The organism is Paracoccus niistensis (assembly GCF_042432925.1).
In the GTDB taxonomy this organism is placed as follows: domain Bacteria; phylum Pseudomonadota; class Alphaproteobacteria; order Rhodobacterales; family Rhodobacteraceae; genus Paracoccus; species Paracoccus niistensis.
The window spans coordinates 154,402-172,810 of sequence record NZ_JBHLWE010000009.1; the positions used below are offsets into that span (position 1 = coordinate 154,402).

Here is an 18,409-nt window from a genome sequence, read left to right on the forward strand (position 1 = left end):
GCCGGCGCTTAAGGCTGCCGATCATCGTTCGGGCCGGCCTCGAAGTCCTCGTCGCCTTCCACGTCGCGGCGCACCCGCTCGTCGGCGAAGATGCGACGGGTGTCGTCCATGCGGTCAAACGTTTCGTCCAGCACGAAGCGCAGGTTCGGCGCGTATTTCAGCGACATGTCCTTGGCGACCAGGTGACGCAGCTCTCGCGTGTTGCGGCGGAGCGCGGCCAGCGCCTCCTCGGCGTCATGGCCGCCCAAGGGCAGGACATAGGCCGTGGCGACCTTGAGGTCGGGCGAGGTCCGTACCTCGCCCACGGTGATCGAGTGGCGGTTCAGGTCCGGGTCGTGCACGTCCCCGCGCAGCAGCACGTCCGAAAGCGTGCGGCGGATCAGTTCGCCCACCCGCAGCTGGCGCTGCGACGGGCCGGGACCGGTGTTGAAGCGATTGGAAGCCATGCGCCCCATCTAGGGGGTCGCGGTGTTTCCCGCAACGGGCTAGACCGCCGGGAACAGCGGAGGTGAGCGATGAGCGCGGAGCAGAACAGGCCGGGGATCGTGGTCGCGGGCGTCTCGGGGCGCATGGGGCGGATGCTGGTGCAGGCGGTGCTGGACTCGGGCGACTGCCGTCTGGCCGGTGCGCTGGAACGCGAAGGGCACCCGTGGGTCGGGCAGGACCTCGGCACCGCGATGGGCGGCGCGGCCCTGGGCGTGACCGTCACGGATGATGCGGTGGCCGCCATCGCGCAGGCGCAAGGGTTGCTGGACTTCACCTCTCCTGCGGCCACGGTGGCCTATGCGGAACTGACCGCGCAGGCCCGCGCGGTCCATGTGATCGGCACCACCGGACTGTCCGAGGACGACCTGCGCCACATCAAGGCCGCCGCGCGTCACGCCCCGATCATCCGCGCGGGGAACATGAGCCTCGGGGTCAACCTTCTCGTCGGCCTGACCCGGCGCGTGGCCGCTGCGCTTGGCGAGGACTGGGACATCGAGGTCGTCGAGGCTCATCACCGCCACAAGGTCGATGCGCCTTCGGGCACCGCCCTGATGCTGGGCGAGGCCGCGGCCGAGGGACGCGGCGCCACGCTGGAGGAACTGCGAGTGCCTGCACGGGAAGGCATGACCGGACCGCGCAAGCTGGGCAGCATCGGCTTTTCGGCGATCCGCGGCGGCGACGTCGTGGGCGAGCATGACGTGATCTTCGCCGCGGCAGGCGAGCGGGTCGTCCTGCGCCATCTTGCCACCGACCGAGCCATCTTCGCGCGCGGCGCCCTGCGGGCCGCCCTGTGGGGGCAGGACAAGGGTCCGGGCGAGTACGACATGGCCGACGTGCTGGGGCTCTGATCCTTGCGGGACATCGTCCCGCGATAGCCTGATCATGCCGGAGGATTCCGGCGTGGTGCTGCGGCGCAGCGCAAGCTTATAAGGTCACTTCTTCGTTTGGCCGAACATCCTTGCGGCAACAGGTCGCAGGTAACGCAACATTGGCAGCACATTTCCGGTGATCCGCATGATCCTTCCCCAAATGTCCTTTGGGGAAGATCGAGCCATGAAGATCGTCGTTCTGGGTGCAGGCGTCATCGGGGTGACGAGCGCGTGGTATCTGGCCCGCGCGGGCCACGAGGTCACGGTGATGGACCGTCAGCCCGCCGCCGCCATGGAAACCTCGTTTGCGAATGCAGGCGAGATCTCGCCGGGCTACTCGACCCCCTGGGCCGCGCCGGGCATTCCGCAGAAGGCGCTGCGCTGGATGTTCCAGCGCCATGCGCCGCTGGTGCTGCACGCATCGGCCGATCCCCAGCGCCTCGGCTGGATCGGGAAGATGCTGCGGAACTGCACCGCCGACGCCTATGCGGTGAACAAGTCGCGCATGATGCGGATCGCCAACTATTCGCGAGACTGCCTTGGTGCCCTGCGGGCCGAGACGGGCATCCATTATGACGAGCGGACGCGCGGCACGCTTCAGGTCTTTCGCGACGCCTACCAACTCGCGGCTGTTCAGAAGGATATCGAGGTCCTGCGCGCCGACGGCGTTCCCTTCGAGATGCTGGACGCCGAGGGCTGCGTTGCGGCCGAGCCGGGGCTGGCCTTCTCGCGCCACCTGCTGGCGGGCGGGCTGCGGCTGCCGAATGACGAGACGGGCGACTGCCATGTCTTCACCCAGCGCCTTGCCGCGCTGGCCGAGGCGGAAGGCGTGAAGTTCCTCTACGACACCTCCATCGACCGGCTGGAAGGATCGTCCTCGCGGATCACCGCCGTGCAGACCTCGGCCGGGCGGCTGGTGGCGGACGGTTTCGTCGTGGCGCTGGGCAGCTATTCGCCCGCGCTGGTCGCGCCCTTCGGGATCAAGCTGCCGGTGCATCCGGTGAAAGGCTATTCGCTGACCCTGCCGATCGTGGACGAATCGCGCGCCCCGGTGTCCACCGTCATGGACGAAACCTACAAGGTCGCGATCACCCGGCTGGGCGACCGCATCCGCGTGGGCGGGCTGGCGGAACTGGCGGGCTTCGACCTGTCGCTGTCGCCGCGCCGCCGGGCGACCTTGGCGAAGTCGGTGGGGGAGCTTTTCGGCGGCGCGGGCGACCTGGACCGGGCGAGCTTCTGGACGGGCCTGCGCCCCATGACGCCCGACGGAACGCCTATCGTGGGGGCAAGCCCCATCGGCAACCTGTGGCTGAACACCGGCCACGGCACGCTCGGCTGGACCATGGCGGCAGGCTCGGGCCGCGTGCTGGCCGACCTGATCAGCGGCCGCACCCCCGAGATCAAGAGCGACGACCTCGGTTACGCCCGTTACCAGCGCCGCAAGGCGCGGGTCGCGGTGGGGGCGGTGCAAGCGGCCTGAGGTCAGAAGTCGACCGCGAGGCCCTTGCGTTCGTAATCGCCGTAGCGGACGGGTTCCGGCCCGTCGCGGCCGCCCAGTTCCGGCGGCAGGTCCAAGGGCGCGGCGTTGCGGCGCCGCGCCTCGGCCTCGGCCAGCGCGCGGCGGGCGGGCGGCGGCAGGTGCGCCCATTCGGGGCGGTCCTCGGGCAGGACGGTGGGATCGGCAGGCTCGGTCATGGAAAACCCCGCGCTGGTTGGATAATGCTGTCCTTCACCTAGGGACCGCGGGGACGATGGACAAGCAAGACGACCAGCCAAAGGCCGGACCGGAGGCGCGGCCTGTCCGCAAACAGAGGCCGGTTCCACCCGAAATGCCGCAGGGGGCTCTGCCCCCGCCGCCTCCGCGTGATCGGGGCCCCACCCCCGATCACCCCGCGGAATATTTGGACAAAGAAGAAGGAACCAAGGCGCCTGCCGAGGCAAAGGCCGCACGAAAGCGGCCGGGCAAGGAGGGCCGACGGCCTGGCAAGCCGGGGCAGGCCTCCGCCAAGGAAACCGGGCATGGCGAACGCGCGGCCACGCCTCACGCGGCAAGATCCGGGGCGCTGCGCCTGCTGGCGGCGGTGCGCGAGGGGGCGCCGCTGTCCGAGGCCGAGGGCAACCTGCGCGACCTGTTCCCCCCCGAACGCGCCCGCGCCCGCAGGCTCGCCGCCGCGACCTTGCGCCACCGCAGCCGGGCCGAGGCGGTGCTGGCGCCGCTTCTGTCCCGGCGCCCCCGCCCTGAGGCCCTGGACCTGCTGCAACTGGCCGTGACCGAGATGCTGGGCGAAGGCGAGGCCCCGCATGGCGCCGTCAACGCCGCCGTGGCGCTGGCGCGTGCGGGCGGTCCCAAGGGCAAGGCCGCTGCAGGGATGGTCAACGCCGTCCTGCGCCGCGCGGCCGAGGCGCAGACGGTCTGGGATGCCGCGCCCCCGCCGCGGCTGCCCGACTGGCTGCGCAGCCCCATCGTCGCCCGCTGGGGCGAGGCCACGGCCCTTGCCACCGAGGCCGCACATGAACGCGGCGCGCCTCTGGACCTGACGCCCCACGGGCCCACGCCCGGAGAGGTGCTGCCGACGGGCAGCCACCGCCTGCCCGCCGGAACGCAGGTGACGGCGTTGCCGGGCTATGCCGAGGGCCATTGGTGGGTGCAGGATGCTGCTGCCGCGCTGCCGGTGCGGCTGCTCGCGCCGCAGTCGGGCGAAGTCGTTGCCGATCTTTGCGCGGCGCCAGGCGGCAAGACGATGCAGCTTGCGGCGGCAGGCGCGCACGTCACCGCCATCGACCTGTCACCTCAACGCCTGGCGTTGGTTGCCGAGAACCTTGCCCGCGTGGGGCTCTCGGCCGATATGGTGGCGGCCGACGCGCTGGACTGGCGGCCCGAGGTCCCCCTGGATGCGGTCCTGCTGGATGCGCCCTGTTCGGCCACCGGCACGATCCGCCGCCACCCGGAACTGCCGCTGATCCGAGACGGGGCGATGATCCCCGACCTCGTGCGCCTTCAGGCCCGGCTGATCGACCATGCGCTTTCGCTGCTGAGGCCGGGCGGGCGGCTGGTCTATGCCGTCTGCTCGCTGCACCCGGCAGAGGGCGAGGCGCAACTGGACGCGGCACTTGCCCGTCATCCGGGGCTGCGGGTCGATGCGCCCGATCCCGCGCAATGGAATGCGGACTGGATCACCGAGGCGGGCGCGATCCGCACCCGGCCCGACCATTGGCCGGACATCGGCGGGCTGGACGGGTTCTTCATCGTGCGGCTGATCGCGCCCTGAATGGTCCGGCTGGCTTCGCTTGCTGGACTCCATGGAGCCGGCAAGCGGCCCTTTCTTCTTTGCCCAAATATCTTCCGGGGCTTGTGAGCGCCCGGAGAACGGTCCGGTGGACCGTTTTCAGCGAACAAGGGGCCGGCAGGCCCGATCGGGGGTGGAAAACCCCACTCGCGGCGGTGACGCAAGGCCGCTGGCTCAGCTCCACCCCACCTCGGAGAGAAAGATATACCCCGCGCCGTAGATCGTCTTGATCAGGCGCGGGTTCTTCGGGTCCTCGCCCAGCTTGGTCCGCAGGCGCGAGATCCGCACGTCCATCGCCCGGTCGAAGCTGTCCCCCGCCGTGCCGCCCAGGCTTTCCAGCATCTGCGCCCGGCTGATGAGCCTGCGCGGGCTGTCGAGGAACATCCGCAGCATTTCCGCCTCGGCATGGCTCAGGGGCGTTTCCATCCCATCCGGTCCGGTCAGCAGGTAGCGGTCGAAATCCGCGCTCCAGCCGGAAAAGCGGGCGGTCTGGCCGTTTCGGGCGGCCTCGCGCGCGGGCTTGCGCAGGCGGGCACGGATGCGGGCCACGACCTCGGCCGGGTCGAAGGGCTTGATGACATAGTCGTCGGCGCCAAGCTCCAGCCCCGTCACCCGGTCCTGCACCTGCGCCCGCCCCGAGATGATGATGATCGCCGCGCCCGACTGCGTCGCGAGCCTGTGCACCAGCGCCAGCCCGTCGCGGTCTGGCAGCCCGAGGTCGATCAGGCAGGCGTCGGGCGTCATCCGGCGCAGGGCGGCCTCGAACTCGGTCGCACGGCCGAATCCGGCGGTGCGGAAGCCCGCCTCCTCCAGCGCGTCGGCCAGCAGGCGGCGGATGTCGGGCTCGTCGTCGAGGATGGCGATCAGCGGCGGGTCACTTGTCATCGGGCAGGCCTGCGAAAAGGGCATTGAGGGCGGCGGCGTCGAAGGGCTTGGTCAGCACGGGGTGGCGCAGCCTCTGCCGTTCGGGATCGTCGGGAGGCCGCGCGGTCATCAGGATCAGCGGCAGCCCCAGCGCGCCCAAGGCCGCGCCCGAGCCGTCGCCCAGCTGCAGGTCCGACAGGATCACCGACAGCCCCGGCAGGTCGGCCAGCGAGCGCGCCTCGGACAATGATCCCGCCTCGATCACCTGGTGGCCCATGCCGGTCAGCATCTCGCGCAGCGTTTCGCGGATCAGGTCGTCGTCGTCCACCAGCAGCACCAGCCGCCGTGCAACCCGCTGGAAGGGCAGGCGCAGCCGCACCCGCGCGCCGCCGCCCGGCGCGTTGTCCAGCCGCAGCGTGCCCCCGGCGAGCTTCGTCTGGTCATAGACCATCGGCAGGCCCAGCCCCGATCCCTGGCCGGCCTTGGTGGTGAAGAAGGGCTCGGTCGCGCGGCCCAGCGCCTCGGGCGAGAAGCCGGGACCCGAGTCGGTCACGGTCAGCTCCAGCCAGCGGCCGCGGACGCGCGCCGTCAGGCGGATCGCGCCATGGGTGCTGCCCGACCCGACCCCGGTGCCAGAGATCGCGTCCCGCGCGTTCAGGATCAGGTTCAGCAGCGAATCCTGCAGGGACCCGGGGTCCAGCAGCACCGCGCCTTCCGGCAGCTCGCAGTCCAGTTCCAGCGCGATCCCCCGCCCCAGCGAGGGCCGGGCCATGGTCACGAGCTGTTCCAGCAGGGCTGACAGGTCCACCGGCTCGGGTTGAAGCCGGCGGGGCCCCGTGATCGTGGCGATGCGGTCCAGCAGCACCGCGCCGCGGCGCGCGGCCGCCAGCGTTCCCTGAACGTCCGCCGCCGCCTCGGGCTGCAGGGCCATCCGCGCCAGCCGCCCCTGCAGCCCCAGGATGATCGTCAGCAGGTTGCCGAAGTCATGCGCAAGGCCGGAAGTCATCTGCGCCGCCAGTTCGCGTCGGGCGGCATGGGTCAGCGCCTCGCGCGAGTTCACCTCGGCGGTGACGTCGGTGGACAGGACATAGGCGCCCTCGCCCTGGGGATCGGGTGTCAGGGCCACGCGGATGCGGCGGCCCGATTCGGCATGCGTGACCTCGATCACCTGCGGCTCGCCGGCCAGCGCGCGGACAAGGGCCGGGCGGATGCTCTTGAAGGTCTCGCCTAGCACTTCGGCCGCGGTCAGGCCGATGATGGCGCGGGCCACGCCGGGAAACACCATGCCAAGCTGGTTGTTGGAAAAGGTATAGCGGCCCTCGGCGTCCACATGGGCGATATGGGCGGGCACCATGGCCGTCACCTGCCGGGTGCGGGCCTCGGCCTCGGTCAGGACGCGCTTGGCTTCCTCCAGCGCGGCGTTGGTGGCCGCCAACTGGCGGTTCGCGGCGGACAGCCGCTCGGCATGGGCGAGAAGCTGGTCCGACAGTTCCTCGGACCGTGCGCGCAGCAGCGCCTCGGTTCGTTTGATCTCGGTGATGTCGGTATAGACGGCAATCCATCCGCCCTGCGCCAGCGGCGCCCCTTCGACCGAGATGGTGCGGCCATCGGGACGGGTGCGTTCCAGGTAATGCGGCTGAAAGGTGCGGGCCTGCTCGACCCGAAGGCGGACGGCCCCATCGGGGTCGTCCTGAGGGCCGTATTCGCCGCGGGCGACCAGGAAGGCGATGGTGTCCTGAAAGCTCGCGCCCGGCTGGACCAGACGGTCGGGCAGGTCGAACATCTGCTGGTAGGGCCGGTTCGACAGCGCCAGCCGCAGGTCCGCGTCGAAGATCGAGATCGCCTGCTGAATCAGGTTCAGCCCGGATCGTGTCAGTTCGTCGTGGCTGTCCAGAGGAGTCATCTGTCCATGGCTAGCATCGCCTTTCGCTGCGCGGAAGCCGGTAACAATTTGTAAGGATCGGGTAAAACTCGGGCAAGATTCGCCCGCCAGACAGGAAGGCGCAGGCGGAAGGGGAGTTCTGCCTGCAACGGCCCGGTGCCGTATAAAGGGAGTGAGGATGAAAGCAGTCGCTGCGCCCGACGCGGGCCTGCGGTCGATCCCTGCGCTGCTGGCGCGGAACGCCGCATCGCTGGGGACCCGGCCCGCCTATCGGGAAAAGGAATTCGGCATCTGGCAATGCTGGACCTGGTCGCAGGCGCAGGAGGAGATCCGCGCCCTCGCGATGGGCTTCCTCGCGCTGGGTCTGAACCGCGGCGATCACGTGGCGATCATCGGCCGCAACCGCCCCGCGCATTACTGGTCGATGGTGGCCGCGCAGATGTGCGGCGCGATCCCCGTCCCGCTGTATCAGGACGCGGTCGCTTCCGAGATGGCCTATGTGCTGGGCCATTCCGGCGCCCGCTTCGTCGTCTGCGGCGACCAGGAGCAAGTGGACAAGGTGATCGAGGCCGAGGGCGAGGCCCACACGGTCGAGCAGATCATCTACACCGACAAGCGGGGCATGCGGAAATACGACCATTCCCGCATGAACTGGCTGCGCGACGTGCAGGCCGAGGGCCGCGTGGCCCACCAGCGTTTCAGCGCGGAACTGGACGCCCGCATCGCCGAACTGAACTACGACAGCACCTGCGTGATGCTGTATACCTCGGGGACCACCGGCAAGCCCAAGGGCGTGGTGCTGTCCAACCGCAACGTGATCGAGACGGCGCGCAATTCCTCGGAATTCGACAAGCTGAAGCCGACCGAGGAAGTGCTGGCCTACCTGCCGATGGCCTGGGTCGGGGACTTCATCTTCTCGGTGGGCCAGGCCTACTGGACCGGTTTCTGCGTGAACTGCCCCGAAGGGGCGCACACGATGATGACCGACCTGCGCGAGATCGGGCCCACCTATTTCTTCGCGCCCCCCCGCGTCTTCGAGGGCCAGCTGACCAACGTCATGATCCGCATGGAGGACGCGGGCCGGATCAAGAAGTGGCTCTTCGACCATTACATGCGGCTTGCCCGCCGTGTCGGCACGGCCCTGACCGACGGCCGCCCCGTCGGCGCGATCGACCGGCTGCGCTATGGGCTGGGGAATCTGCTGGTCTTCGGGCCGCTGAAGAACACGCTCGGCTATTCGCGCATCCGCGTGGGCTATACCGCGGGCGAGGCGATCGGCCCCGAGATCTTCGACTTCTACCGCTCGCTCGGCATCAACCTGAAGCAGCTTTACGGTCAGACCGAGGCCACGGTGTTCATCACCCAGCAGCCCGACGGCCAGGTGCGCGCCGACACCGTGGGCGTGCCCTCGCCCGGCGTCGAGGTGAAGATCGCGGAGAACGGCGAGGTCTTCTACCGCTCGCCCGGCACCTTCGTCGAATACTACCAGAACCCCGAATCCACCGCCTCGACCAAGGACCGCGAGGGCTGGGTGGCCACCGGCGACGCGGGCTTCTTCGAGCAGGGCTCGGGCCACCTGCGGATCATCGACCGCGCCAAGGACGTGGGGCGCATGGCCGACGGCTCGCTGTTCGCGCCGAAATACGTGGAAAACAAGCTCAAGTTCTACCCGAACATCCTTGAGGCTGTCGTGCTGGGGAACGGGCGCGACTATTGCACCGCCTTCATCAACATCGACCTGACGGCGGTCGGCAACTGGGCCGAGCGCAACAACATCGCCTATGCCTCCTATCAGGAACTCGCCGGGCACCCGCAGGTCTATGAAACGATCCGCAGGCATGTCGAGGAGGTGAACGCCTCGGTGGCGCAGGACCCGATGCTGTCGGGCTGCCAGATCCACCGTTTCCTGATCCTGCACAAGGAACTGGACGCCGACGACGGCGAGATGACCCGCACCCGCAAGGTCAAGCGCGGCGTGATCGCCGAGAAATACGCCGACCTGATCGCCGCGCTCTATGACGGGCGCAGCAGCGTCTACACGGAAACCGAGGTCACCTACGAGGACGGCCGCAAGGGCCGGCTCAAGGCCACGCTGCGGATTGAGGATGTCCGCACCACCCCCACGCCCGCGCAGAGGATGGCCGCCGAATGAGTCCGACCTCCCCGACGATCCTGTCCGAACTCGCGCCGCCCCCCGCCGCACCCGCGCCCACTGCGGAAGGCTACGTCACCGCCGACGGCCGCAAGATCGGCGGCGTGCTGATGGACCTGCGCCACATAACCCTGCGCTTCGGCGGCGTGACCGCGATCAAGGACATCAGCTTCGACATCCGCGAGGGCGAGATCCGCGCCATCATCGGCCCGAACGGCGCCGGCAAGTCGTCCATGATGAACGTCATGTCGGGCTTCTACGTCCCGCAGGAAGGCGAGGTCTGGTTCCGCGGCGCCAAGCGTCCGCCCATGCGCCCCTATCAGGTGGCGCGGCAGGGGCTGGCGCGGACCTTCCAGAACATCGCGCTGTTTGACGGGATGAGCGTGCTGGACAACATCATGACCGGCCGGCTGACGATGATGAAATCGTCGCTGCTGGAACAGGCGCTCTGGTGGGGCCGCGCCGAGGCCGAGGAAACCCGCCACCGTGAGCAGGTCGAGAAGATCATCGATTTCCTGGAAATCCAGAACATCCGCAAGACTCCGGTCGGGCGGCTGCCCTACGGGTTGAAGAAGCGGGTGGAACTTGCCCGCGCGCTGGCAGCGGAACCGAAACTCCTGATGCTGGACGAGCCGATGGCCGGCATGAACGTCGAGGAGAAGGAGGACATGAGCCGCTTCATCCTCGACGTGAACGACGAGTTCGGGACCACCATCGCCCTGATCGAGCATGACATGGGCGTGGTCATGGACCTGAGCGACCGGGTGGTCGTGATGGACTACGGCCGCAAGATCGGGGACGGCACCCCCGACGAGGTCCGCAACAACCAGGAAGTCATCGACGCCTACCTGGGGGTCGCCCATGACTGACCGGACGCCGCACAAGCCCTGCACAACCGATGCACGGTTGATGCACAACCCATGCAGACGCAACCGCGCCCGGAGGGCCTGCTGATGGAACAGCTTCTCTATGCCTCCGAGGTCCTGGTGAACGGCCTCATGGCCGGGGTCATGTATTCGCTGGTGGCGCTGGGCTTCGTCCTGATCTTCAAGGCCTCGGGCGTCTTCAACTACGCGCAGGGGGTGCTCGCGCTCTTTGCCGCGCTGACGCTGGTGGGCATCCAGCAGGGGCAGGTGCCCTTCGCCCATCTCATCAACGCCATGACCGGCGCGCATCTGTCCTCCTTCGGCTGGACCGTGCCCTCGCTCCTGGCGATCCTGCTGACGGCGCTGGTGATGGTCGGCCTCGCCATCCTGATCGAGACGCTGGTGCTCAAGCACCTCGTCGGGCAGGAGCCGATCATCATGTTCATGGCGACGATCGGGCTGGCCTATTTTCTGGAAGGCCTGGGCGACATCATGTGGGGCGCCGACGTCAAGACGCTGGACGTGGGCCTGCCGCAGGGGATTTCCGACACGGCCGAGGCCTGGACGGCGGCGCTGACCGGCTACGGCTTCTTCATCGACCGGCTGGACATCTGGGCCACGGTCATCGCGGCGCTTCTGGTCGCGGCGCTGGTCGCCTTCAGCCAGTACACCAAGCAGGGCCGCGCCATGCGGGCGGTGGCCGACGACCACCAGGCGGCGCTGTCGGTGGGCATCTCGCTGCGCTTCATCTGGGTCATGGTCTGGTCCATCGCCGGCTTCGTGGCGCTGGTCGCGGGCATCATGTGGGGCACCAAGTCGGGGGTGCAGTTCTCGCTCTCTCTCATCGCCCTCAAGGCCCTGCCGGTGCTGATGCTGGGCGGCTTCACCTCGATCCCCGGCGCCATCGTCGGCGGTCTCATCATCGGCGTGGGCGAGAAGCTCTTCGAGTTCTACATCGGCCCGATGGTCGGCGGCGCGACCGAAAGCTGGTTCGCCTATGTGCTGGCGCTGATCTTCCTGGTCTTCCGCCCGCAGGGCCTGTTCGGCGAACGGATCATCGAGCGTGTGTGACGCCTCTCCGTTCCGATCTTCTGTCCAGAAATATCCTCCGGGGGTCCGGGGGTGGAAAACCCCCGGTGCGACCGTGACGAAAGGACCGACCGATGCTCTATCGTGAAGCCGGCGACTTCAAGACCAGCTACCGGGACGACAGCCAGACCTTTCCGCTGAAGCTCGACCGGATGGGCTACTGGGTCACGCTGGCGGTGGCCTTCGGGGTGATCCCCTTCGTCATCACCGACTACTGGGCCAACGCGGTGCTCGTGCCCTTCCTGATCTACGCCATCGCGGCGCTGGGGCTGAACATCCTCGTGGGCTTCGGCGGGCAGGTGAGCCTCGGGACCGGGGGCTTCATGGCGGTGGGCGCCTATGCGACCTACAAGCTGACGACCACCTTCCCCGAGATCTCGCTGCTGATCCACATCCTGCTGGCGGGCGGGATCACCGCGGCGGTGGGCGTCTTCTTCGGCCTGCCGTCCTTGCGCATCAAGGGCTTCTACCTTGCCGTCGCGACGCTGGCCGCGCAGTTCTTCCTTGTCTGGCTCTTCAACAAGGTGCCGTGGTTCTACAACTACTCGGCCTCGGGACAGATCACCGCGCCGGAACGCACCTTCCTGGGCTATGTCATCAGCGGCCCGGCAACCTCGGCCCCGGCGAAATACCTCGTCTGCCTTGCCTTCGCGGTGGGGCTGGCCTGGGTGGCGCGGAACCTCACGCGCGGCACGGCGGGGCGCAAGTGGATGGCGATCCGCGACATGGACATCGCGGCCGAGATCATCGGGGTGAACCCCCTGACCGCCAAGATGAGCGCCTTCGCCGTCTCGTCCTTCTTCATCGGGGTCGCGGGCGCGCTGCTCTTCTCGATCTATCTCGGCGCGGCCGAGGCCAGCGAGACCTTCGGAATCAACAAGTCCTTCCTCGTGCTCTTCATGGTCATCATCGGCGGCCTCGGCTCAATCTTCGGCAGCTTCGCGGGCGCGGCCTTCCTGGTTGTCCTGCCGGTCTTCCTGAAGAACGTGCTGGTGGGCGCCTTCGGCTGGCCCACGGACCTGGCCGCCCATGTCGAGCTGATGATCGTGGGCGCGCTGATCGTCTTCTTCCTGATCGTCGAGCCGCATGGGCTGGCCCAGCTCTGGCGGCTGACCAAGGAAAAGCTGCGGCTCTGGCCGTTCCCGCATTAAGCCGAACCGGGCCGAACCCGGCACAACCATAAATCTTCTGGGAGGAAACTGATGAAACTTCGCTTCGCTGCCGCCGTCGCCGCCGCCATGATGGCCGCAGCCCCGGCCCTTGCCGACCTGACCGTGCCGAACCTGAGCTATCGCACCGGCCCTTACGGCGCGAACGGCAACCAGTATGCCGACGGCTTCAACGACTATTTCACCCTGCTGAACGAGCGCGACGGCGGCATCGGCGGGCAGAAGATCCTGACGCCCGAATGCGAGACCGCCTACAACACCGAGAAGGGGGTCGAGTGCTACGAATCGACCAAGGGCAACAATGCGCTGGTCTACAACCCCTTCTCGACCGGCATCACCTACCAGCTGATCCCCAAGGTCGCGGCCGACGGCATCCCGATGGTGACGCCGGGCTACGGGCGGACCTCGGCCAAGGACGGCAGCGTCTTCCAGTGGGTCTTCAACCCGCCCGCGAACTACTGGGACGGCGCCTCGGTCATCGTCAAGCACCTGCTGGACGTGAACGGGGGCGACCTGAACGGCAAGACCATCGCGCTGGTCTATCACAACTCGGCCTTCGGGAAGGAGCCGATCCGCACGCTGGAAGAGCTGTCCAAGAAGCACGGCTTCACCCTGAGCCAGATCCCCGTCGATCCCCCGGGGCAGGAGCAGAAGTCGCAGTGGCTGCAGATCCGCCGCGAGAAGCCCGATTACGTGATCCTCTACGGCTGGGGCGTGATGAACCAGGCGGCGATCCAGGAGGCCGCGAACATCCGCTATCCGATGGAGAACCTGATCGGCATCTGGTGGGCCGGCGGCGAGGTGGACGTGGAGCCCGCGGGCGCGGCCGCCAACGGCTACAAGTCCGCGACCTTCAACGGCGTGGGGATGGATTATCCCTTCTACGGTGACCTGAAGACCCATGTGCTGGACACCGGCAAGGCCTCGGGTGGCGGCGCCCATGTCGGCAAGGCCATGTATTCGCGCGGCATGTATGCGGCGCTGATCATCGCCGAGGGGATCAAGAAGGCGCAGGAACTGGCGGGCACGCCCGAGATCACGGCCGCGCAGATGCGCGACGGGCTGGAGGCGCTCGAGATCACCGAGGCGCGGATGACGGAACTGGGCCTGCCCGGCTTCGGCCAGCCCTTCCAGTTGTCCTGCCAGAACCACGGCGGCAGCGGCATGGGCATGATCCAGCAGTGGGACGCCTCGGCCAAGCAGTGGAAGCTGATCACCGACTTCATCCAGCCCGACGAGGACGTGCTGCAGCCGCTGATCCAGGCGGATGCCCAGGCCTTCGCGGCCGAGAACAGCATCCAGCCGCGCTGCAACTGACAGCCTTGCTCCGGCGGTCCGCCGCCGGGGCATCCCACCCCGAGGAGCCCGAGCCCATGCTGGACGCCGTTGCCACCGCACCCGTGACCCCTGCCCGCGCGGGCGAGGCGCTGCTTGAGGTCAACAACATCGAGGTCATCTACAACCACGTCATCCTTGTCCTGAAGGGCGTGAGCCTGTCGGTCCCCAAGGGGTCCATCACGGCGCTGCTGGGGGGCAATGGCGCGGGCAAGACGACGACGCTGAAGGCGGTCTCGAACCTGCTGAAATCCGAACGCGGCGAGGTCACCAAGGGCGCGATCACCTATCGGGGCGAGAACGTCACCGACCTCGACCCGGCTGCGCTGGTCAAGAAGGGCGTCATCCAGGTGATGGAAGGCCGCCACTGCTTCGAGCACCTGACGGTTGAGGAGAACCTGCTGACCGGCGCCTATACCCGCACCGACGGCGCGGCGGCGGTCCGGCGCGACCTGGAAATGGTGTATGAGTATTTCCCGCGCCTCAAGGAGCGGCGGAAGTCCCAGGCGGGCTACACCTCGGGCGGCGAGCAGCAGATGTGCGCCATGGGCCGCGCGCTGATGTCCCGCCCCGAGACGATCCTGCTGGACGAGCCCTCGATGGGCCTCGCCCCGCAACTGGTCGAGCAGATCTTCCAGATCGTGAAGAAGGTGAACGAGGGCGAGGGCGTGACCTTCCTGCTGGCCGAGCAGAACACCAACGTCGCCCTGCGCTATGCCCATTACGGCTATATCCTGGAAAGCGGCCGCGTGGTGATGGACGGCGAGGCCGCCGCCCTGCGCGAGAACCCCGACGTCAAGGAATTCTACCTCGGCATGGCCGAGGAGGGCCGCAAGTCCTTCCGCGACGTGCGCTCCTACCGCCGCCGCAAGCGCTGGCTGGCCTGAGGGACGGGTTCATGGACGACAACAGCGACGACTGGATCGATGCCGCGCGGCTGGACAGCCCCGGCAGCGGCGGGCACCGGTCCTATGTCGGGCCGCCCGACCAGTATGACTTCATGGGCGCGACCCAGTTCCGGCTGCTGACCGGGCTGGGGCTGCGCGAGGACCATTATCTGCTGGATCTCGGTTGCGGCTCGCTGCGGGCCGGGCGGCTGCTGATGTTCTACCTGCGGCCCGGCCGCTATCACGGGATCGAACCCAACGGCTGGCTGATCGACGAGGCGCGGACGCGGGAAATCGGCGCTGATGCTTTCGCTCTGCGCCGCCCGCGTTTCGACGACAATCCCGCGATGCGGATGGATGTCTTCGGCCGCGGCTTCGACTTCATCGTGGCGCAGTCGGTGTTTTCCCATACAGGCGGCGCCATGCTGGACCGGGCGCTGGCCAATGCCGCGCCGGTGCTGAATCCCGGCGGGCAGTTCCTGTTCACCGTGCTGGACGAATCCACCCCGGCATGGAGGATCCTCGCGCCCGGTGCCGAGGCCGAGGGCTGGATCTATCCCGATTGCGTGGGCTTTGCGCGCGAGGACGTGCTGGCGCGCTGCGCCCGCGCGGGCCTGTCGGCCGAGGCCCTGGACTGGTTCCACCCGCGCCAGCGCTGGTATCGCGCCGTCCCGCAGGGTGCGCCCCTTCTGACGCCCGAGCAGCGCGCCCTGTTGGGAACGGGCGCGGTGCTGTTCGACCCCCGTTTTCCGACGGACAATCTGCCGAGGACACGCGCGTGAGCCATTACGACGACCTGGAAATCCGCAGCGCGGACGAGCGCGAGGCCGGTCTGGCCGAGGCGCTGGCGCGCGCCATCTCGAACGCGCAGACGGCGCCCGCACTTGCGCGCGCGCTGCGTGACGTCGAGCCTGCCGCCGTGCGGACGCGGGCCGACCTCGCCCGTCTTCCGGTGATCCGCAAGTCGGAACTCTCCGAAGCGCAGAAGAAGAAGCCTCCCTTCGGCGGCTACACCACGCGCCACCCGCACGAGTTCCACCATGTCTTCCAGTCGCCGGGCCCGATCTATGAACCCGGCCGGGTGGACGCCGACTGGTGGCGGCTGGGGCGCTTTGCCTTCGCGGCGGGGCTGTCCAGCAGCGACATCCTGCAGAACTGCTTCGGCTATCACCTGACCCCGGCGGGGATGATGTTCGAAAGCGCCGCCCGCGCGGTCGGCGCGGCGGTCCTGCCTGCGGGAACGGGCCAGACCGAGCTGCAGGTGCGCGCCGCCGCCGACATCGGCACCACGGCCTATTCCGGGACGCCCGATTACCTGAAGGTGATCCTCGACAAGGCGGACGAGATGGGGGTGGCGCTTGGCTTCACCCGCGCGCTGGTGTCGGGGGGCGCGCTGTTCCCCTCGCTGCGGCAGGGCTATGCCGACCGGGGCATCGCCACGCTGCAATGCTATGCGACCGCCGACGTGGGGCTGATCGCCTATGAATCCGAGGCGATGGAGGGGATGATCGTGGACGAGGGCGTGATTGTCGAGATCGTCCGCCCCGGCACCGGCGATCCCGTCCCCGAGGGCGAGGTGGGCGAGGTGGTGGTGACCACGCTGAACCCCGACTATCCGCTGATCCGATTCGCGACCGGCGACCTGTCCGCGATCATGCCGGGGGAAAGCCCCTGCGGGCGGACCAACATGCGGATCAGGGGCTGGATGGGCCGCGCCGACCAGACCGCCAAGATCAAGGGCATGTTCGTCCGCCCCGAGCAGGTCGCCCAGCTTGTCGCCCGCCACCCCGACGTGTCACGGGCCCGTGTCATCGCCGATCGGCGCGATGAAATGGACGTGATGGTCGTGCAACTGGAAACCCTTGAACAGAACCCGGCGCTATACGAAGCGACGGTGCTGGATGCACTGAAGCTCAAGGGCCGGGTCGAGCTGGTTGCCCCTGGATCGCTGCCGAACGACGGCAAGGTGATCGAGGATCGGCGCAGCTACGGCTGACGACGGCCCCAGGAAGGGGAACGACATGGTCGGAAACGGGATGACGGGGCGGTTCGCCGCCCTTGTGGCGGCAGGTATCGCGCTGGGCGCGCCCCTGGGCGCGGCGGCGCAGCAGCCGCCGGTGGTGGTGCCGGGCGGCGTGGTCCCCTCGGCCGAGGACGAGGCGCTGTGGAGCGCGGCGCAGGCCCAGGGCACGGCCGAGGCGTATCGCAACTACCTGACGCGCTTCCCTGCCGGCGCCCATGTGCCCGAGGCGCGGGCGCGGCTGGGACAGCTGCTGGCGGGCTCGCGGCCCGTGGTGACGGGGATGCCCGCGGCGCCTGCCGCGACGCCCCCCGTCACGTCTCCCGCAGCGACCCCTGCCACGCCGGCGGTGCCCGCGCTGACGCCCCCGCCGGCGCCGACCCCCGTGACCTCGACCCCCCTGACGCCCGCGACCGAGGTGCCGCCCGCGCAATCGCCCGCCCAGGCCGCCCGCGCCGAGGTGCAGGCCGCCGAGGGTGCGGGCACCGAGGCGACGCTGAATCTCAGCCCCGAGGACCGGCGCGCGATCCAGTCGCGGCTGACGGTGCTGGGGCATGACACGCGCGGCGTGGACGGCGTCTTCGGCTCGGGCACGCGCCGGGCGATCCGGGATTGGCAGACGAGCCGGGGCTATGCCCCGTCGGGCTACCTGACCTCGGCCCAGGCGGCGGAACTGCGGACCGGCACGCCCGCGCCCACGCCGGCGACGCCTGCGCCCTCGGCCCCGGCGACCGGGGCGACGGCTGCGACCGAAGCCGCGCTGGAACTGACGGCCACGCAGAAGCGCATCATCCAGTCGCGCCTGAACCTGCTGGGGCACGACACGCGGGGGATCGACGGGGCCTTCGGCTCGGGCACCCGGCGGGCGATCACCGCCTGGCAGCAGGCCAACAACCTGCCCGCGACAGGCTTCCTGACCCGCGCCGACGCGGATGCGCTGATGAACGCGGGCACGACGCCCCCCGGCCGCCCCGTCAGCGACGCGGAAACGGCCGCGCGGGACGAACTGGCGCTGAACCTGACGCGCGAGGACCGCGTGGCCGTCCAGCAGGCTCTGGTGCAGGCGGGCCACGACACGCGGGGGGTGGACGGCACCTTCGGTTCGGGCACCCGCCGGGCGATCCGGGACTGGCAGACGGCGCGGAACGAGGCCGCGACGGGCTACCTGACGGGCGCGCAGTACAGCGCCCTGCGCGGGGGCACCTCGACGCCCGCCGCGCCTGCCGTGCCGGTCGTGACCCCCGGGCCCGGCGCCACGGCCGAGGAGGAGGCGCGGCTGGCGCTGGACGCCATCGGCCGGACCGAGGTGCAGTCGCGGCTGAGCGCGCTGGGTTATGACCCGAACGGCATCGACGGGCGCTTCGGGTCCGGGACGCGGCGGGCGATCTCGGCCTGGCAGGGCGACAACGGGCTGGCGGCCACGGGCTACCTGAACGCGGACCAGCTGGCCCGGCTGCGCGCCCAGCGGCGGAACTGAGAAGGGGCGGGACGGGGCGGAGGAAA

Annotated in this window: 16 protein-coding genes; 12 read left to right on the forward strand and 4 right to left on the reverse strand. The window is 69.1% G+C overall.

What is annotated here, in order from left to right:
- Positions 1-8: 8 nt before the first annotated feature.
- Positions 9-446: a 30S ribosome-binding factor RbfA gene (rbfA, locus tag ACFFII_RS03400; protein ID WP_377697489.1), complete on the reverse strand. Its 438-nt coding sequence runs from the start codon at positions 444-446 to the stop codon at positions 9-11.
- Positions 447-515: 69 nt separating this feature from the next.
- Between rbfA and dapB the strand changes: the two genes are divergently transcribed.
- Together dapB and ACFFII_RS03410 are read left to right on the forward strand one after the other, a co-directional pair.
- Positions 516-1,334 (forward strand): 4-hydroxy-tetrahydrodipicolinate reductase, encoded by an 819-nt coding sequence (gene dapB, locus ACFFII_RS03405; RefSeq protein ID WP_377697491.1) that lies wholly within the window; start codon positions 516-518, stop codon positions 1,332-1,334.
- Between the two features lie 205 nt (positions 1,335-1,539).
- The gene (locus tag ACFFII_RS03410) at positions 1,540-2,835 is read left to right on the forward strand and encodes a D-amino acid dehydrogenase (protein WP_377697492.1); all 1,296 of its coding nucleotides are present in this window, start codon (positions 1,540-1,542) and stop codon (positions 2,833-2,835) included.
- A gap of 2 nt (positions 2,836-2,837) precedes the next feature.
- Here the strand turns inward: ACFFII_RS03410 and ACFFII_RS03415 are convergent, their stop codons facing one another.
- Positions 2,838-3,050, reverse strand: coding sequence for a DUF1674 domain-containing protein (locus ACFFII_RS03415; protein ID WP_377697493.1), 213 nt, complete (start codon positions 3,048-3,050; stop codon positions 2,838-2,840).
- A 368-nt stretch (positions 3,051-3,418) separates the two neighbouring features.
- Here ACFFII_RS03415 and ACFFII_RS03420 point away from each other — a divergent pair, with 368 nt between their 5' ends.
- Positions 3,419-4,624, forward strand: coding sequence for an RsmB/NOP family class I SAM-dependent RNA methyltransferase (locus ACFFII_RS03420; RefSeq protein ID WP_377697518.1), 1,206 nt, complete (start codon positions 3,419-3,421; stop codon positions 4,622-4,624).
- A gap of 192 nt (positions 4,625-4,816) precedes the next feature.
- Here ACFFII_RS03420 and ACFFII_RS03425 read toward each other — a convergent pair whose 3' ends face one another.
- Positions 4,817-5,527 (reverse strand): response regulator transcription factor, encoded by a 711-nt coding sequence (locus tag ACFFII_RS03425; protein WP_377697494.1) that lies wholly within the window; start codon positions 5,525-5,527, stop codon positions 4,817-4,819.
- Entirely contained in the window at positions 5,517-7,409 is a 1,893-nt protein-coding gene (locus tag ACFFII_RS03430; protein ID WP_377697495.1) for a hybrid sensor histidine kinase/response regulator, read from the reverse strand. Before ACFFII_RS03430 ends, ACFFII_RS03425 begins: the two co-directional genes overlap by 11 nt.
- A 157-nt stretch (positions 7,410-7,566) precedes the next feature.
- Here ACFFII_RS03430 and ACFFII_RS03435 point away from each other — a divergent pair, with 157 nt between their 5' ends.
- The 9 genes from ACFFII_RS03435 (at position 7,567) to ACFFII_RS03475 (ending at position 18,383) form a co-directional block, all read left to right on the forward strand.
- Positions 7,567-9,540 (forward strand): long-chain fatty acid--CoA ligase, encoded by a 1,974-nt coding sequence (locus ACFFII_RS03435; protein WP_377697496.1) that lies wholly within the window; start codon positions 7,567-7,569, stop codon positions 9,538-9,540.
- A gap of 110 nt (positions 9,541-9,650) precedes the next feature.
- Entirely contained in the window at positions 9,651-10,409 is a 759-nt protein-coding gene (locus ACFFII_RS03440) for an ABC transporter ATP-binding protein (protein WP_240517407.1), read from the forward strand.
- 84 nt (positions 10,410-10,493) lie between these two features.
- Positions 10,494-11,477 carry a branched-chain amino acid ABC transporter permease gene (locus ACFFII_RS03445; protein WP_377697497.1) on the forward strand — a complete coding sequence of 328 codons (984 nt, stop codon included), beginning with the start codon at positions 10,494-10,496 and terminating at the stop codon, positions 11,475-11,477.
- A gap of 92 nt (positions 11,478-11,569) precedes the next feature.
- Positions 11,570-12,646 (forward strand): branched-chain amino acid ABC transporter permease, encoded by a 1,077-nt coding sequence (locus ACFFII_RS03450; protein ID WP_377697498.1) that lies wholly within the window; start codon positions 11,570-11,572, stop codon positions 12,644-12,646.
- 51 nt (positions 12,647-12,697) lie between these two features.
- On the forward strand, positions 12,698-13,981 hold the full coding sequence (locus ACFFII_RS03455; RefSeq protein WP_090757086.1) for an ABC transporter substrate-binding protein: 1,284 nt from the start codon (positions 12,698-12,700) through the stop codon (positions 13,979-13,981).
- 56 nt (positions 13,982-14,037) lie between these two features.
- On the forward strand, positions 14,038-14,886 hold the full coding sequence (locus tag ACFFII_RS03460) for an ABC transporter ATP-binding protein (protein WP_377697499.1): 849 nt from the start codon (positions 14,038-14,040) through the stop codon (positions 14,884-14,886).
- Positions 14,887-14,897: 11 nt separating this feature from the next.
- Positions 14,898-15,668: a methyltransferase gene (locus ACFFII_RS03465; RefSeq protein ID WP_377697500.1), complete on the forward strand. Its 771-nt coding sequence runs from the start codon at positions 14,898-14,900 to the stop codon at positions 15,666-15,668.
- Complete coding sequence (locus ACFFII_RS03470) at positions 15,665-16,882, forward strand: phenylacetate--CoA ligase family protein (protein WP_377697501.1); 1,218 nt, start codon at positions 15,665-15,667, stop codon at positions 16,880-16,882. Before ACFFII_RS03465 ends, ACFFII_RS03470 begins: the two co-directional genes overlap by 4 nt.
- Before the next feature lie 25 nt (positions 16,883-16,907).
- Positions 16,908-18,383: a peptidoglycan-binding domain-containing protein gene (locus ACFFII_RS03475; RefSeq protein WP_377697502.1), complete on the forward strand. Its 1,476-nt coding sequence runs from the start codon at positions 16,908-16,910 to the stop codon at positions 18,381-18,383.
- The last annotated feature ends 26 nt before the right edge of the window (positions 18,384-18,409 follow it).

Excerpts from the sequence above, each read along its gene's own strand:
- rbfA (WP_377697489.1), bottom strand. The coding sequence starts at position 446 with ATGGCTTCCAATCGCTTCAACACCGGTCCCGGCCCGTCGCAGCGCCAG.
- dapB (WP_377697491.1), top strand. The coding sequence starts at position 516 with ATGAGCGCGGAGCAGAACAGGCCGGGGATCGTGGTCGCGGGCGTCTCG.
- ACFFII_RS03410 (WP_377697492.1), top strand. The coding sequence starts at position 1,540 with ATGAAGATCGTCGTTCTGGGTGCAGGCGTCATCGGGGTGACGAGCGCG.
- ACFFII_RS03415 (WP_377697493.1), bottom strand. The coding sequence starts at position 3,050 with ATGACCGAGCCTGCCGATCCCACCGTCCTGCCCGAGGACCGCCCCGAA.
- ACFFII_RS03425 (WP_377697494.1), bottom strand. The coding sequence starts at position 5,527 with ATGACAAGTGACCCGCCGCTGATCGCCATCCTCGACGACGAGCCCGAC.
- ACFFII_RS03430 (WP_377697495.1), bottom strand. The coding sequence starts at position 7,409 with ATGACTCCTCTGGACAGCCACGACGAACTGACACGATCCGGGCTGAAC.
- ACFFII_RS03435 (WP_377697496.1), top strand. The coding sequence starts at position 7,567 with ATGAAAGCAGTCGCTGCGCCCGACGCGGGCCTGCGGTCGATCCCTGCG.
- ACFFII_RS03440 (WP_240517407.1), top strand. The coding sequence starts at position 9,651 with ATGGACCTGCGCCACATAACCCTGCGCTTCGGCGGCGTGACCGCGATC.
- ACFFII_RS03445 (WP_377697497.1), top strand. The coding sequence starts at position 10,494 with ATGGAACAGCTTCTCTATGCCTCCGAGGTCCTGGTGAACGGCCTCATG.
- ACFFII_RS03450 (WP_377697498.1), top strand. The coding sequence starts at position 11,570 with ATGCTCTATCGTGAAGCCGGCGACTTCAAGACCAGCTACCGGGACGAC.
- ACFFII_RS03455 (WP_090757086.1), top strand. The coding sequence starts at position 12,698 with ATGAAACTTCGCTTCGCTGCCGCCGTCGCCGCCGCCATGATGGCCGCA.
- ACFFII_RS03460 (WP_377697499.1), top strand. The coding sequence starts at position 14,038 with ATGCTGGACGCCGTTGCCACCGCACCCGTGACCCCTGCCCGCGCGGGC.
- ACFFII_RS03465 (WP_377697500.1), top strand. The coding sequence starts at position 14,898 with ATGGACGACAACAGCGACGACTGGATCGATGCCGCGCGGCTGGACAGC.
- ACFFII_RS03475 (WP_377697502.1), top strand. The coding sequence starts at position 16,908 with ATGGTCGGAAACGGGATGACGGGGCGGTTCGCCGCCCTTGTGGCGGCA.